Below are 13472 nucleotides of genomic sequence, written 5' to 3'. Positions count from 1 at the left end.
TGCTGCACCACCTGGGTTCCCTTGCGCGCGCAGGCGTCGGTCTGCACGGAGCTTGCGTGAGCCGCATCGGCCGCGCTCTGCTGGGTGCTGACCTGATTGGTGATGTCGCTGGCGAACTTGACCACCTTGTACAGGCGGCCTTTGCCATCGAAGATCGGGTTATAGGAAGCCTCCAGGTATACCGTCTGGCCTTGCTTGTTGACCCGTTCGAAGCGGTGGGAGTGATACTCGCCCCGGTTGAGCGATGCCCAGAACTCCCGGTACTGGGGCGATTCACGCTCATGGGGCAGGCAGAACAACCCGTGATGACGCCCCGTGACCTCCTCCAGGCGATAGCCCATGGTGTCGAGGAAGTTCTGGTTGGCCGTGATCACCCGCCCTTCGGGCGTGAACTCGATCACCGCCATCGAGCGACCGATGGCCTTGAGCAGGCTTTCGCTCTCATGCTCTTCGTTGACCCTGCGGGTGATGTCGGCCGCGACCTTGATCACGCTGGTAACCTGCTGTTGATCATCGAGCACTGGCATGTAGCTCGCCTCCAGCCACACCTCGCGCCCGGACTTGTCGATACGCTCGAAAGTACCGCTGATCGCCTTGCCCTGCCCCAGCTCATGCCATAGCTGCTGGTACTCGGCGCTCTTGGCATAGGTTGGGTCGCAGAACAGACGGTGATGCTTGCCGCGGATCTCATCGGCGCTGTAGCCCATCGTTGCGCAGAAGTGGTCGTTGGCGTCGAGGATGGTGCCATCCGGGGCGAACTCGATCATCGCCATGGAGCGACTGATCGCGGCCAACTTGGCTTCCATGCCTGCCAGTGCCTGGCGGCTACGCTGAATCTCGATCAGGTCGGACTTGCGATGGTACTCGAACATGCGCCGGGCCTCCTTGTGTGCGCAGGGGTTTCCTGAGCATAGATGGGCCCCGCCGCCATGCAAGCGATCTGATATCACCTTGTGATTAGGCGGTTTCGAAGGGAGATTCGACCGTACCCGCACCCTGTCAGGTACTTTCCCGCACCACCAACTCGAAGCCCATGTCCTGCTGCTGCTCGACGTCCCGCTTGCCGTCGAGCAGACTCAACAGCGCCTGCGCGGCAGTGCGCCCCACAGCGGCCCTTGGCGTACGGATCGAGGTCAGGCGCGGCACCATGTGCGCCGAAGCCGGCAGGTCGTTGAAGCCGACCATCGCCACCTGCCGCGGAACCTCGACACCTTGGCGCAATGCCTGGAGCACCGCGCCCTGAGCCAGGTCATCGTTGCAGAAGAACAGTCCGTCGACCTCCGGTGCCTTGGCCAGCAAACGGCTGAACAGCTCGCCACCAAGGCCGATCGATGAGGGTTGTGGGTCCAGCATCTCCAGCTCCGGTGCCTGCAAGCCGGCCTCCGTCAACGCCTGGCGAAACCCCTCGGCGCGCTGCATCACCCGCGGATCGAGCTGCGCCGCGATGAAGCCCAGGCGCCTGCGGCCACGCTCAATGAGGTGGCGAGCGGCGGCGCGACCCGCCTGCTGCTGCGAAAACCCCACCGACAGGGCGCCCGGCTCCCCGCCAAGCTCCATCATGTGGACACAGGGCACGCCGCTGGCTGCGAGCATCTGCCGCGAAGCATCGCTGCGCTCGAAACCGGTCAGCAGGATGCCGCAGGGCTGGTAGGCGAGGTAGTTGCGGATCAGGTTCTCTTCCTCGGCGCTGTCGTAGTGATAGTTGCCGATCAGCACCTCCAACCCGCGAGGACGCATCACGTCGTGAATCGCCTCCAGCGTGTCGATGAACAGTTGGTTGGACAGCGATGGAATCAATACCACCACCGACTGGCTGCGTGCCGATGCCAGGGCACGGGCGGCCGGGTTGGCCACGTACCCCAGGCTCGCTGCGGCGGCAATGACCTTTTCCACCAACTCCGGTGCAACCGTGCTGACGCCGCGCAGCGCGCGCGAAGCGGTAATGGGAGAAACCCCTGAAAGCCTGGCGACTTCGGCCAGAGTGGGACGACCTGTGGTGCGGGAGCCGGTGCGGGTCATGAATGTTGTAATTTTACTACTTGCAAGAAGTGGGAACGGTCACTAAGGTAGCGCTGTCTCAGGACGCAGGCAACGTAATAATTGCCGCAGCATCCATACTGCGTATCACAAGATCAATAACACCCGGGAGGGTGGCGCTTGCACCACTGCTCGTCGAGCGTGAGACAGCGCTGTCTTACCCCGCAGGAGGTACCGATGAATCTTTCCCCTTGCGCCATCGTGGTCATGGGCGTGGCAGGCTGCGGCAAAAGCTGCGTCGGCCAGGCCGTTGCTGCACGTAGCGGCGGACGCCTGATCGAGGGCGACGCCTTCCACCCTGCCGAAAACATCCAGAAGATGAGCGCCGGCATTCCCCTGGACGACAACGACCGTGCCGGTTGGCTGGTACGCCTGGGCGAAGAGCTGCAGGCCATTCTCCAGGCCGGTGAACGCCCGATCCTCACCTGCTCGGCGCTCAAGCGCCGCTACCGCGACACCCTGCGCCAGGCCGTGCCAGGCCTGGGCTTCGTCTTTCTCGAATTGAGCCCTGAAGAGGCCGAGAAACGCGTGCTCGCCCGCCCCGGCCACTTCATGCCGGCAAGCCTCATCACCAGCCAGTTCGCGACCCTCGAATCGCCGCGTGGCGAACCGCTCACGCTGGCGCTGGACGCCACGCGTCCGATCGAAGCACTTGCCGAATCCGTGCACGACTGGCTAAAGCCCTGCGGTGACCGGCACCTGGCGCGAACTGCCTGATCCGGCGGTTTTCCGGCTCACCAAAGACAGCGCTGTCCCGACGCCTGCGGGCGTCAAAAGTTCACTCACGTTTCGCCATTACAACAACGACAAGACCGAGGCATAGACACCATGTTCGGACTGGCTACTGATACCTACCTGCTGCTCGACGCGCTCGTTACCATCGTCGGGCTCATCCTGCTGATCACCCATTTCAAGGTCCACCCCTTCGTCGCCCTGACCCTGGCCGCAGGCTTTCTCGGCCTGACCTCCGGCATGCCGGTGGCCAAGGTCATGAAATCGTTCCAGGACGGCTTCGGCGGCGTGCTCGGCTTTGTCGGCATCGTCCTGGCGCTGGGGACCATGCTCGGCAAGCTGATGGCCGACTCCGGCGGCGCCGACCAGATCGCACAGACGCTGATCCGAGCCTTCGGCAAGCAGAAAGTGCATTGGGCGATGATGTTCGCCGCTTTCCTGGTGGGCATCCCACTGTTCTTCGAGATCGGCTTCGTGCTGCTGATCCCGCTGGTATTCATCGTCGCACGCCGCTCCGGGGTGTCGCTGGTGAAGATCGGCATCCCGCTGCTGGCAGGGCTCTCGGTGGTGCATGGCCTGGTGCCGCCGCACCCTGGGCCATTGCTGGCGATCGGCATTTTCCACGCCGATATCGGCAAGACCATCTTCTACGGCCTGCTGGTGGCACTGCCTACTGCAGTCATCGCCGGGCCGCTGTTCGGTAACTTCATCTCCCGCTACATTCCGGGCAACCCGTCACAGGAGCTGATGGACCAGATCGCCCGCGACTCCGACCAGAAAAACCTGCCCAGCTTCACCATCACGCTGGTCACCGTGCTGCTCCCAGTGGCGCTCATGCTGCTCAAGACCTTCGCCGACGTGGTACTCCCGACTGACCACATCGTGCGTCAGTGGATGGACCTGATCGGCCACCCCATCACCGCGCTGCTCGCCGCCTTGCTCCTGGCGTTCTACACCTTCGGTTCGGCCCGCGGTTTCAGCCGTCAGCAGATCATGAAGATGCTCGACCAGAGCCTGGCGCCCACCGCGGCGATCGTGCTGATCGTCGGTGCAGGCGGCGGCTTCAAGCAGATGCTGGTGGACACCGGCGTCGGTAACGTGATCGGACAGATGGCCGTGCAGGCTCAAATTTCACCCATCATGCTGGCCTGGCTGGTGGCGGCGGTGATTCGCATCGCTACAGGTTCGGCAACCGTGGCGACCATCACCGGCGCCGGTATCGTCGCGCCGGTGATCGAACTGGTGCCGGGGGTGAACCGTGAGCTGCTGGTACTGGCCACCGGCGCTGGCTCGCTGATTCTGTCCCACGTCAACGACGCCGGGTTCTGGCTGGTCAAGCAGTACTTCAACATGACCGTGGCCGAGACCTTCAAGACCTGGAGCATGATGGAAACCATCCTGTCCGTGGTCGGCATCATCTTCATCATGCTGTTGTCGATGGTGGTGTGACCGTCGGTCGGGGTGATGGCACCTTGCTGAGCAGGACGGGGCCCAAGAGGAAGATGCCCCTGTCCTGCGCAAAGGAGTTTGCCCCATGAAGCGATCCCTGCCCCGTACCTGCCTGCTCGCCGCCCTGCTCTGCTCACCACTGGCCATGGCGGTTGGCACCGGCACCACCTACCCGGACGATCCACATAACCCCGCGCCACAGCCTGGTGTAGACAGCACCCTCAACCCGGTTGAGAAACCCATGCCGCGCGATACCGACCCGCGGATTCAGGGCAATGACCCGGAAAGCCCGCCGGCCCGGCAGAACGACAACCGCGACCTGCCCGGCATGGACGGCAGCGGCTCGGAGGGTAATGGTAGCCAGGGCGGCAGTGGCAAGCCCTGACGGTCACCACTGCCGCTTGTCCGGCCTGCTCAACCCCAGCTTTTCGATCTTGTAGCGGAGCATGCCGCGTGACGGCCCCAGCAAGCGTGCCGACTTGGTGACATTCCGGTCGGTGCGCTCAAGGGTTCCGTAGACCTCGTCGCGCTCCATGTCCGGCAGGCTGGCTCCGGCCTCGAGGCGCTGGGGTTCGTAGACAGCGTGATGAGCCATGAAACGGCTGCGAGGTGTGCTTGAGCCTCTCCATGACCGGCGGTATTGCCCAACGCCCAACGCGCGCTTTATCCGGTCGGGTGAGGCTCTGATCAGCGCCCCATCACCTCCACCACCCAGTCGATGAACACCCGCAACCGCGCGCCCACATGCCGATTCGGCGGATAAGCGACGTACAACGGCATCGGCTCCAACTGCCAATCTTCGAACACCCGCACCAGCGCACCACTGGCCAGTGGCGCCCGGGCCATGTAGTCCGGCAGCCACAGCACCCCAAGCCCAGCCACCCCGGCCGCCAGGTAGGCGTTGCCATCGTCCACCGCCAGCACCTGGGTGCCGCGGACCTGCAGCCGCTCGGTGCCGCGAACGAGGGCATAGGGCAGCGGTTTGCCGGTACGTGCCCAGAGAAAACCTACCGTACGGTGGTCAGAACCCTCCAGGTCCGAAGGGTGGGCAGGGGTGCCAAGGCGTTCGAGGTAAGCCGGCGCCGCATACACCCCCAACTGCAGGTCGGCAACCTTGCGCGCCATCAGCGACTGGTCCAGCAGTTCGCCTCCGCGCACCACGCAATCGACATGCTCGCCAATGATGTCGACGATACGATCGCTGACGCCCATGTCGATCTGGATGTCCGGGTAGCGGGCATGGAAGTCCGGCAGCGCCGGCACCAGCACCAGGCTTGCCAACGGGCTCGGTACATCGACCCGCAACTTGCCACGCGGCAGGCCGGCAGCGCCGCTGAGGCTACTCTCCGCATCCTCGAGCTCCGCCAACAGGCGCAACACCCGCTGGTAGAACTGCTCGCCATCGCGGGTCACGCTCACTTTGCGCGTGGTACGGTTGAGCAGGCGCACGCGCAGGCGGGTTTCCAACTGCTGCACCAGCTGGGTCACACTGGTGCGGCTCATGTGCAGCGTCTCTGCAGCCTTGGTGAAGCTGCCCGCCTCTACCACCCGGGCAAAGGCACGCATTGCGTCGAACCGGTCCATCAGCGCCTCGATTGTTTGGAATCAACAAACAATGATAACCAGACTCGCACGTTTATCGAACAGTTCTGGGCTCGTACAGTCGCCCCATCACCCCCTTGATGGAGAAAACACCATGAACCAACGCGACGTTGTATTCCCTGCTGGCCGTCAGGCCCTGTACGACATCAATCACTACTCCCCCGCCGTGCGCAGCAATGGCTTGCTGTTCGTCTCCGGGCAAGTTGGCAGCCGCGAGGACGGCTCACCCGAGCCGAGCCTGGAAAACCAGGTGCGCCGGGCCTTCGCCAACCTCCAGGCGATTCTCGCCGCCGCCGGTTGCAGCTTCGCTGACGTGCAGGACGTGACCCTGTTCATCGTCGACCCACAAGACAAGTTCCAGATCATCTGGGACTTGGTGCGCGCTGAATTCTGGGGGCCAGCACCTTACCCAACGGTGACGGCTGTCGGGGTAACCTGGTTGTACGGCTTCGATTTCGAGATCAAGGTGGTGGCGCGGTTGCCGCAGTGATGTAGGGAGGCAGATGGCCCTATCGCGGGACAAGCCCGCTCCTATAAAAGCGCCGCAACTGCTGAATACTGCAGTGTCACTTATGGGAGCGGCGGTTCGGCGCCCCGACTTGTCCCGCGATAGGGCCATCTGCCTCCACAACGATTAAGACAGTCATATTCCCCTGCTCTACTCCCCTCACGCGGCCCGCAGCCTGCGAGCTCGGACGAAATGCGCATCGCGCCCTTTCGATATGCGGCAAGTGAAGGCACAATGCGTGTCCTTTTTTTGGCCGGCCTGGCCGGGGGCCTTTGAAATGATCAAGACGCCGTACTACCTCATCGACAAAACCAAGCTGCTGGGCAACCTGGAGAAGATCGCCTACGTGCGCGAACACTCCGGCGCCAAGGCCTTGCTCGCCCTCAAGTGCTTCGCCACCTGGTCGGTATTCGACCTGATGGAGCAGTACATGGACGGCACCACCTCCTCCTCGCTCTACGAGCTCAAGCTCGGCCGCCAGAAGTTCGCCGGCGAGACCCACGCCTACAGCGTGGCCTGGGCCGACGATGAGGTCGAGGAAATGCTGGAGAACTGCGACAAGATCATCTTCAACTCCATCGGCCAGCTCCAGCGCTTCGCCGAACAGTCCGAAGGCAAGACCCGCGGCCTGCGCGTCAACCCGCAGGTGAGCAGCTCCGACTACCTGCTGGCCGACCCGGCGCGTCCGTTCAGCCGCCTGGGCGAATGGGATCCGGAAAAGATCGAAAAGGTGATCGGCACGATCTCCGGCTTCATGTTCCACAACAATTGCGAAAACGGCGACTTCAGCCTGTTCGACAAGATGCTCTCGCACATCGAAGAGCGCTTCGGCCATTTGCTGCACCAGGTCCAGTGGGTCAGCCTCGGCGGCGGCATCCACTTCACCGGCGAAGGCTATGCACTCAACGCGTTCTGCGCCCGCCTGAAAGGCTTCTCCGAGAAGTACGGCGTGCAGGTCTACCTGGAGCCCGGTGAAGCGGCGATCACCAACAGCGCCTCGCTGGAAGTCACCGTGCTCGACACGCTCTACAACGGCAAGCACCTGGCCGTGGTCGACAGCTCCATCGAAGCGCACATGCTCGACCTGCTGATCTACCGCCTCAACGCCAAGATGGCCCCCAACGACGGCGAGCACACCTACATGGTCTGCGGCAAGTCGTGCCTGGCCGGCGACATCTTCGGCGAATACCAATTCGATCGTCCTCTGGCCATCGGCGATCGCCTGTCGTTCATCGACGCGGCGGGTTACACGATGGTGAAGAAGAACTGGTTCAACGGTCTGAAGATGCCGGCCATCGTCGTCAAACAGCTCGACGGCAGCGTCGAGGTCAAGCGCGAGTTCGGTTTCGAAGACTACGTTTCCAGCCTGTCGTAAGACCGGCTTTCAGTAAGGAGCACGGGATAAATTGAAGAAGAACGTTCTTATCATTGGTGCAGGAGGTGTCGCCAAGGTGGTGGCCCACAAGTGCGCACAGCATAACGACGAACTCGGTCGTATTGCGATTGCGTCACGGAACATCTCCAAATGCCAGGCCATCATCGACAGCGTCAAGGCCAAGGGTAGCCTCAAGGTACCCGCAGACATCCAGGCCTTCTCGCTCAACGCCCTCGATGTCGAGGCGACCAAGGCACTGATCCGCGAGACCGAATCGCAGATCGTGATCAACGTCGGTTCCGCCTTCCTCAACATGTCGGTGCTGCGTGCCTGCATCGATACCGGTGTCGCTTATCTCGATACCGCGATTCACGAAGAACCGGGCAAGATCTGCGAAACCCCGCCCTGGTATGGCAACTACGAGTGGAAGCATCTCGAGGAGTGCCAGCAGAAGAACATTACCGCCATTCTCGGTGTCGGCTTCGACCCGGGTGTGGTGAACAGCTACGCAAAACTCGCGCAGCAGCAGTACTTCGACCGCATTGATTCGATCGACATTCTCGACGTCAATGCCGGTTCCCACGGCAAGTACTTCGCCACCAACTTCGACCCGGAAATCAACTTCCGCGAGTTCACCGGGCAAGTATGGAGCTGGCAGAACAGCCAGTGGACCAGCAACACCATGTTCGAGGTCAAGCGCACCGACGACCTCCCGGTGGTGGGTTCGCAGAACCTCTACCTGACCGGTCACGATGAAGTACATTCGATCTCGAAGAACCTGAACGTACCCAATGTGCGTTTCTGGATGAGCTTCGGCGAACACTACATCAACGTGTTCACCGTGCTGAAGAACCTCGGCCTGCTCTCCGAGCAACCGGTCAAGACCGCCGAAGGCCTTGAAGTCGTGCCGCTGAAAGTGGTCAAGGCCGTACTGCCCGATCCGGCTTCCCTGGCTCCGGGCTACACCGGCAAGACCTGCATCGGCGACCTGGTCAAAGGCACCAAGGACGGCCAGGCACGCGAAGTGTTCATCTACAACGTCGCCGACCACGAAGAAGCCTACGCCGAGACCGACAGCCAGGGCATCTCCTACACCGCTGGCGTGCCGCCAGTGGCCGCAGCCCTGCTGGTCGCCCGCGGCGAGTGGGATGCCGGGCGCATGGTCAACGTCGAGGAACTGCCCGCCGAGCCGTTCCTCAAGGCGCTGGACGTGATGGGCCTGCCGACCCGCGTCAAGGATGAAAAAGGCGATCGTCCATGGGACGCTGAAGCCTAAGCAGCAAAAAGAAGGGGCGCCCGTTGGCGCCCCTTCTGCATTTTACCCCTGGCGCGCAACCGCCACGCACTTGATCTCCACCAGCAGCCCGTCATGGGCCAGTTCGCTGACACCAATACAGGTCCAGGGGCAGGTACCCCGCGGGAACAGCGCGTCCTTGACCTCACGAAACACCGCCATGTGCTCGCGCAAGCCGACATGATAAGTGGTCAGTTCCACCACATCCGCGAAATCACAACCGGCAGCCGCCAGCACGTCCCTCAGGTTTTCCCACGCCGCGTGAAACTGCTGCCGCGGGTCGGCAATGACCTGCAGATCCGCCGTACGCCCCACCTGACCGGCCAGATACAACGTATTACCGACCTTCAAGGCCGGCAGATAACCGGCACGTTCGGCAAGTTTCTGCTGCGAAGGGGGAATGATCGGAGTGCGGTCGCTCATTGAGGATGTCCAGTGCTTGAGATTGGACGCATCTTAGCAAGCGAACACGAAAGCGAGCTGCGGCATGGCGGCACGCTTTCGAGACGATAGCTCCGCATCTGGCGGCCCCGCACCAGGGCCGCCAACCGCCGGGCTCAGCCCGCTGGCGAAGTCAGAGGCTGCAGCTGCAGCACTTCATTGGTGTAGTCCCACTCCTCCTGCACCTTGTCAGGATGCTCGTTCAACTTGAGCCCGTAGCTTGGGATGATCTGGTGCAGCTTCTCCTGCCAGGGTGGTGAAGCGACCTTGTCCTTGAACACCTTGCGCAACAGGTCGAGCATGATCGGTGGCGCGGTCGAGGCGCCCGGCGAGGCACCCAACAAGCCGGCAATGGAGCCGTCGGCAGAGGTTACGACCTCGGTGCCAAGCTTGAGCACCCCGCCCTGCTCAGGGTCATTCTTGATGATCTGTACGCGCTGCCCAGCCTGCCACAGGCGCCAGTCTTCTTTCTTGGCATGGGGGAAGTAGGTCTGCAGCGCAGCGAAGCGGTCGTCGTCCGATTGCATGACCTGGCCGATCAGGTACTGCACCAGGTCGAACTCGCGGACCCCGACACGCACCATCGGCCAACTGTTGTGTAGCGTCATGCTGCCGAACAGGTCGAGCAGCGAGCCTTCCTTGAGAAACTTGGTCGAGAAGGTTGCAAACGGCCCGAACAGGATCACCCGCTTGCCGTCGAGCACCCGCGTATCCAGATGCGGCACCGACATCGGCGGCGCCCCCGTCGAGGCGATGCCATAAGCCTTGGCCATGTGGCGCTCGGCAATGGCAGCGTTCTCGGTCACCAGGAACGATCCCCCCACCGGGAAACCTGCGTACTCCTTCGCCTCGGGGATGCCTGACTTCTGCAACAGAGGCAGCGCCGCGCCACCGGCACCGATGAACAGGAACTTGGCATCGGTGGCCGACGTGCTGCCATCCTTGAGGTTCTTGTACTCCACATGCCACGAGCCGTCGTCGTTGCGGGTGATGTCCTGCACTTCGCTGGAGAGCTTGAGGTCGAAGTTGGGGCGGGTCTGCAGGTACGTCACGTACTGACGGGTGATCTCGCCGAAATTGACGTCTGTGCCGATCGGCGTCCAGGTCACCGCAAGCTTCTGGTTCGGGTCGCGCCCCTCCATCATCAACGGCACCCACTTGGCGATCTGTGCGTTGTCTTCCGAATACTGCATGGGCTTGAACAGCGGGCTGGCCTGCAGCGCCTCGTAGCGCTTGCGCAGGAAACGGATATTGTCATCGCCCCAGACAAAGCTCATGTGCGGTGTGGCGTTGATGAACGAACGTGGGTTCTTCAGTACCCCCTGCTTGACCTGCCAGGCGAGAAACTGCCGGGTGACCTGAAACGACTCGTTGATCTCCACCGCCTTGCTGATGTCGATCTTGCCGTCCTTTTCAGGGGTGTAGTTCAGCTCGGCCAGCGCCGAATGCCCGGTACCGGCGTTGTTCCAACCGTTTGAGCTTTCCTCGGCGACCTTGTCCAGCCGCTCGATCATCTCCATCGACCAACCGGGCTCAAGCTCGTTGAGCCACACGGCCAGCGTGGAGCTCATGATCCCGCCGCCCACCAGCAGCACATCGACCCGCTTGCCCTCGGCGGCCTGCACGGCCGTGAGGCCAAAGGCCAGGGCCAGGCCCGCCAGGGCCGGTTTGAATGCGATTCCTCTGTTCATGTGCTCCCTCCGTCGAGGCACCGCTGGCCCCGATCCTATCCGTGAATGTGCCTTGCCCCTGGTCCGAGTGTTCGTGCCTGTGGCGTACGAAATCCCAGGCAAGCTTAGCTGAGTGATTCACTCAGGTTAGCCGCTCGCGCATTCAGGCTGTGGTGGTGGAACCGAGGTCGAGCCGTCAGGCAACTTCAAGAAGCCTCTTGCAACTCGACCGCTCTGCAAATACTGTATGAAAAACCAGTATCTCGAGACATCCCCATGCAACTCATCGCCAAGCTCGGCATTCTCGCCGACGCCGCCAAATACGATGCATCCTGCGCCAGCAGCGGCGCGCCCAAGCGCAGCTCGCGGGGGCGTGACGGGCTTGGCGCCACCGATGGCATGGGCATCTGCCACAGCTATACCCCTGACGGGCGCTGCGTGTCGCTGCTCAAGGTGCTGCTCACCAACTTTTGCCTGTACGACTGCCAGTACTGCGTCAATCGCCGCTCCAGCAACGTGCCTCGCGCACGCTTCAGCCCCGAGGAAGTGGTGCGCCTGACCCTCGACTTCTACCGGCGCAACTGCATCAGCGGGCTGTTCCTGAGCTCGGGCATCATCCGCTCGGCCGACTACACCATGGAGCAGTTGAACCGCGTTGCCAGGCTGCTGCGCGAGGAGCACGGTTTCCGAGGCTACATCCACCTCAAGACCATTCCCGACGCCGATCCGCTGCTGATCGAAGAAGCCGGGCGCCTGGCCGACCGGCTGAGCGTCAACGTCGAGCTGCCCACCGAGGCCAGCCTCAAGCGCCTGGCGCCGGAAAAACAGGCACACACCATCCGCCAGGCCATGGGCGTGATTCACCAGGGCCAGCAGGCCGTGGCCGGCGAACCACGAGCGCCGCGTTTCACACCGGCCGGGCAGAGCACCCAGGTAATCGTCGGTGCCGATACCACCGACGACCGCACCCTGCTGCGCAACGCCGAATCGCTGTACCAGGGCTATGGTCTCAAGCGCGTGTACTACTCCGCCTTCAGCCCGATCCCGGACAGCCCGAACAGTGTGCCGCTCGCCGCCCCGCCGCTGCTGCGCGAGCACCGCCTGTACCAGGCCGACTTCCTGATGCGCGGCTACGGCTACAAGGCCGGCGAGCTGCTCGGCCAGGCCGGTAACCTGGCGCTGGACATCGACCCCAAGCTGGCCTGGGCCCTGGCTAACCGCGAGGTCTTTCCGCTGGACCTGAACCGCGCCGAGCCCGCCCTGCTCGCCCGTATTCCCGGTATCGGCCTGCGCAGCGTACAGCGGCTGGTGGCGCTGCGACGCGAGCGGCGGATCCGCTACGACGATCTGATCCAACTGCGCTGCGTGCTGGAAAAAGCCCGGCCGTTCATCGTCACCAGCGATTACCGTCCGGCCCAGGCCGAACTGCGCAGCGGCTTGCTGCGCCAACGCCTGCGCGAACCGCAGGCACCGGTGCAGATGGGGCTATGGGCATGATCGCGCTGGATTGCGACGACCTGTTCGGCACCTGGCGCGACCAGGCGCGGGTGCTGCTCGGCCATGGCATCGACCCGGCCGAGGTGACCTGGGGCCAGGGGCCGATGGACGACCTGCTGGCCATCCCCACGCCTTTGCCACAAGGGCCCGGCCCCTTCCGTGCGCGGGTGCCCGCGGCCTTGCTGGCACAGCTCGAGCAGGCCGCTCGCTATCGCGGCGAACAACGCTGGAACCTGCTGTACGAAGTCCTCTGGCGTGTCGCCCATGGAGATCGCACGGCAATGCTCGCCGGCGACCGCCTGGGCAGCGAGTTGCAGCGGCGTATCAAGCAGGTCTCCCGCGAGGCGCATCACCTGCACGCCTTCGTGCGCTTCGTGCCGTTGCCGGAAGCGGTCGCCGAGCGCCTGCAACTGGACCTGGTGGCCTACCACGAACCTGCCCATGACATCCTCGAAAGCGCCAGTGGCCATTTTGCCGACCGCCTCGGGCGCCAGCGCTGGCTGATCGCAACGCCCACCGATGGCATACGCTTCGACGGCAGCGAGCTCGACTACCGTCGGCAGTGTCCCCGTGAATGGGTCGACTGGGCGCGTCATGCCGAAGATCCCGGCGCCGAGCTGTGGCGTACCTACTACCGCTCCACCTTCAACCCGGCGCGGCTGAACCCTGATGCCCTACGCCTGCACATGCCGGGGCGTTTCTGGCGCCACCTGCCCGAGGGCATGCTCATTCCCCAGCTCGAAGGTTTGGCGCGCCAAGGCAAGCAACGCGACGGGCAGGCACTGGAGGTTGGCTTGCAACGTGGCAAGCGGGTCGGGCGCTGAGCGCCGTTGTTGCCTACACTTTCGCTGATTGCCTCTGATTTCC

General features: G+C 63.2%; 12 protein-coding genes and 2 pseudogenes. 8 read left to right on the top strand and 6 right to left on the bottom strand.

Annotated elements, in window-relative coordinates; genetic code table 11:
* Positions 1 to 89 precede the first annotated feature (89 nt).
* Positions 90 to 806: pseudogene (locus ACNFHO_RS03520) on the bottom strand (PAS domain-containing protein); the annotation flags it as partial.
* A gap of 193 nt (positions 807 to 999) precedes the next feature.
* Complete coding sequence (locus tag ACNFHO_RS03515; protein WP_416765238.1) at positions 1000 to 2019, bottom strand: LacI family DNA-binding transcriptional regulator; 1020 nt, start codon at positions 2017 to 2019, stop codon at positions 1000 to 1002.
* 195 nt (positions 2020 to 2214) lie between these two features.
* Between ACNFHO_RS03515 and ACNFHO_RS03510 the strand changes: the two genes are divergently transcribed.
* The 3 genes from ACNFHO_RS03510 to ACNFHO_RS03500 all read left to right on the top strand — a co-directional run bounded on the left by ACNFHO_RS03510 (position 2215) and on the right by ACNFHO_RS03500 (position 4603).
* Complete coding sequence (locus tag ACNFHO_RS03510) at positions 2215 to 2754, top strand: gluconokinase (protein ID WP_054890742.1); 540 nt, start codon at positions 2215 to 2217, stop codon at positions 2752 to 2754.
* 111 nt (positions 2755 to 2865) lie between these two features.
* Positions 2866 to 4218, top strand: a complete 1353-nt coding sequence (locus ACNFHO_RS03505; protein WP_054890743.1) for a GntP family permease — start codon at positions 2866 to 2868, stop codon at positions 4216 to 4218.
* Positions 4219 to 4315: 97 nt separating this feature from the next.
* A complete protein-coding gene (locus ACNFHO_RS03500) occupies positions 4316 to 4603 on the top strand; it encodes a hypothetical protein (protein WP_186665431.1) in 288 nt (95 codons plus the stop codon).
* Positions 4604 to 4606: 3 nt separating this feature from the next.
* On the opposite strand, the pseudogene ACNFHO_RS03495 reads toward ACNFHO_RS03500, so the two are convergent.
* Positions 4607 to 4777, bottom strand: a pseudogene (locus ACNFHO_RS03495) (helix-turn-helix domain-containing protein); the annotation flags it as partial.
* A gap of 128 nt (positions 4778 to 4905) precedes the next feature.
* A complete protein-coding gene (locus ACNFHO_RS03490; RefSeq protein WP_323454788.1) occupies positions 4906 to 5802 on the bottom strand; it encodes a LysR substrate-binding domain-containing protein in 897 nt (298 codons plus the stop codon).
* Positions 5803 to 5914: 112 nt separating this feature from the next.
* On the opposite strand from ACNFHO_RS03490, the gene ACNFHO_RS03485 reads away from it, so the two are divergent.
* From ACNFHO_RS03485 to ACNFHO_RS03475, 3 genes are all read left to right on the top strand, one after another.
* Positions 5915 to 6310, top strand: a complete 396-nt coding sequence (locus ACNFHO_RS03485; RefSeq protein ID WP_416765236.1) for a RidA family protein — start codon at positions 5915 to 5917, stop codon at positions 6308 to 6310.
* A 295-nt stretch (positions 6311 to 6605) separates the two neighbouring features.
* Complete coding sequence (locus ACNFHO_RS03480) at positions 6606 to 7703, top strand: carboxynorspermidine decarboxylase (RefSeq protein WP_416765234.1); 1098 nt, start codon at positions 6606 to 6608, stop codon at positions 7701 to 7703.
* Between the two features lie 31 nt (positions 7704 to 7734).
* Positions 7735 to 8979 carry a saccharopine dehydrogenase family protein gene (locus tag ACNFHO_RS03475; RefSeq protein WP_063545038.1) on the top strand — a complete coding sequence of 415 codons (1245 nt, stop codon included), beginning with the start codon at positions 7735 to 7737 and terminating at the stop codon, positions 8977 to 8979.
* A 42-nt stretch (positions 8980 to 9021) separates the two neighbouring features.
* Here ACNFHO_RS03475 and ACNFHO_RS03470 read toward each other — a convergent pair whose 3' ends face one another.
* Positions 9022 to 9420, bottom strand: coding sequence for a RidA family protein (locus ACNFHO_RS03470; RefSeq protein WP_416765232.1), 399 nt, complete (start codon positions 9418 to 9420; stop codon positions 9022 to 9024).
* 134 nt (positions 9421 to 9554) lie between these two features.
* Positions 9555 to 11129, bottom strand: a complete 1575-nt coding sequence (mqo, locus tag ACNFHO_RS03465; RefSeq protein ID WP_416765230.1) for a malate dehydrogenase (quinone) — start codon at positions 11127 to 11129, stop codon at positions 9555 to 9557.
* A gap of 255 nt (positions 11130 to 11384) precedes the next feature.
* Between mqo and ACNFHO_RS03460 the strand changes: the two genes are divergently transcribed.
* Complete coding sequence (locus tag ACNFHO_RS03460; protein ID WP_153773757.1) at positions 11385 to 12605, top strand: putative DNA modification/repair radical SAM protein; 1221 nt, start codon at positions 11385 to 11387, stop codon at positions 12603 to 12605.
* Positions 12596 to 13429: a TIGR03915 family putative DNA repair protein gene (locus ACNFHO_RS03455; RefSeq protein ID WP_054890752.1), complete on the top strand. Its 834-nt coding sequence runs from the start codon at positions 12596 to 12598 to the stop codon at positions 13427 to 13429. The genes ACNFHO_RS03460 and ACNFHO_RS03455 overlap by 10 nt, the downstream gene beginning before the upstream one ends.
* The last annotated feature ends 43 nt before the right edge of the window (positions 13430 to 13472 follow it).

This window comes from Pseudomonas sp. NY15374 (assembly GCF_048068255.1).
Taxonomy (GTDB): domain Bacteria; phylum Pseudomonadota; class Gammaproteobacteria; order Pseudomonadales; family Pseudomonadaceae; genus Aquipseudomonas; species Aquipseudomonas machongensis.
This window is presented reverse-complemented; position numbering and strand designations above follow the sequence as displayed.

Coding starts and splice junctions, on each gene's coding strand:
- ACNFHO_RS03515 (WP_416765238.1), bottom strand. CDS start 2,019: ATGACCCGCACCGGCTCCCGCACCACAGGTCGTCCCACTCTGGCCGAA.
- ACNFHO_RS03510 (WP_054890742.1), top strand. CDS start 2,215: ATGAATCTTTCCCCTTGCGCCATCGTGGTCATGGGCGTGGCAGGCTGC.
- ACNFHO_RS03505 (WP_054890743.1), top strand. CDS start 2,866: ATGTTCGGACTGGCTACTGATACCTACCTGCTGCTCGACGCGCTCGTT.
- ACNFHO_RS03490 (WP_323454788.1), bottom strand. CDS start 5,802: ATGGACCGGTTCGACGCAATGCGTGCCTTTGCCCGGGTGGTAGAGGCG.
- ACNFHO_RS03485 (WP_416765236.1), top strand. CDS start 5,915: ATGAACCAACGCGACGTTGTATTCCCTGCTGGCCGTCAGGCCCTGTAC.
- ACNFHO_RS03480 (WP_416765234.1), top strand. CDS start 6,606: ATGATCAAGACGCCGTACTACCTCATCGACAAAACCAAGCTGCTGGGC.
- ACNFHO_RS03470 (WP_416765232.1), bottom strand. CDS start 9,420: ATGAGCGACCGCACTCCGATCATTCCCCCTTCGCAGCAGAAACTTGCC.
- mqo (WP_416765230.1), bottom strand. CDS start 11,129: ATGAACAGAGGAATCGCATTCAAACCGGCCCTGGCGGGCCTGGCCCTG.
- ACNFHO_RS03460 (WP_153773757.1), top strand. CDS start 11,385: ATGCAACTCATCGCCAAGCTCGGCATTCTCGCCGACGCCGCCAAATAC.
- ACNFHO_RS03455 (WP_054890752.1), top strand. CDS start 12,596: ATGGGCATGATCGCGCTGGATTGCGACGACCTGTTCGGCACCTGGCGC.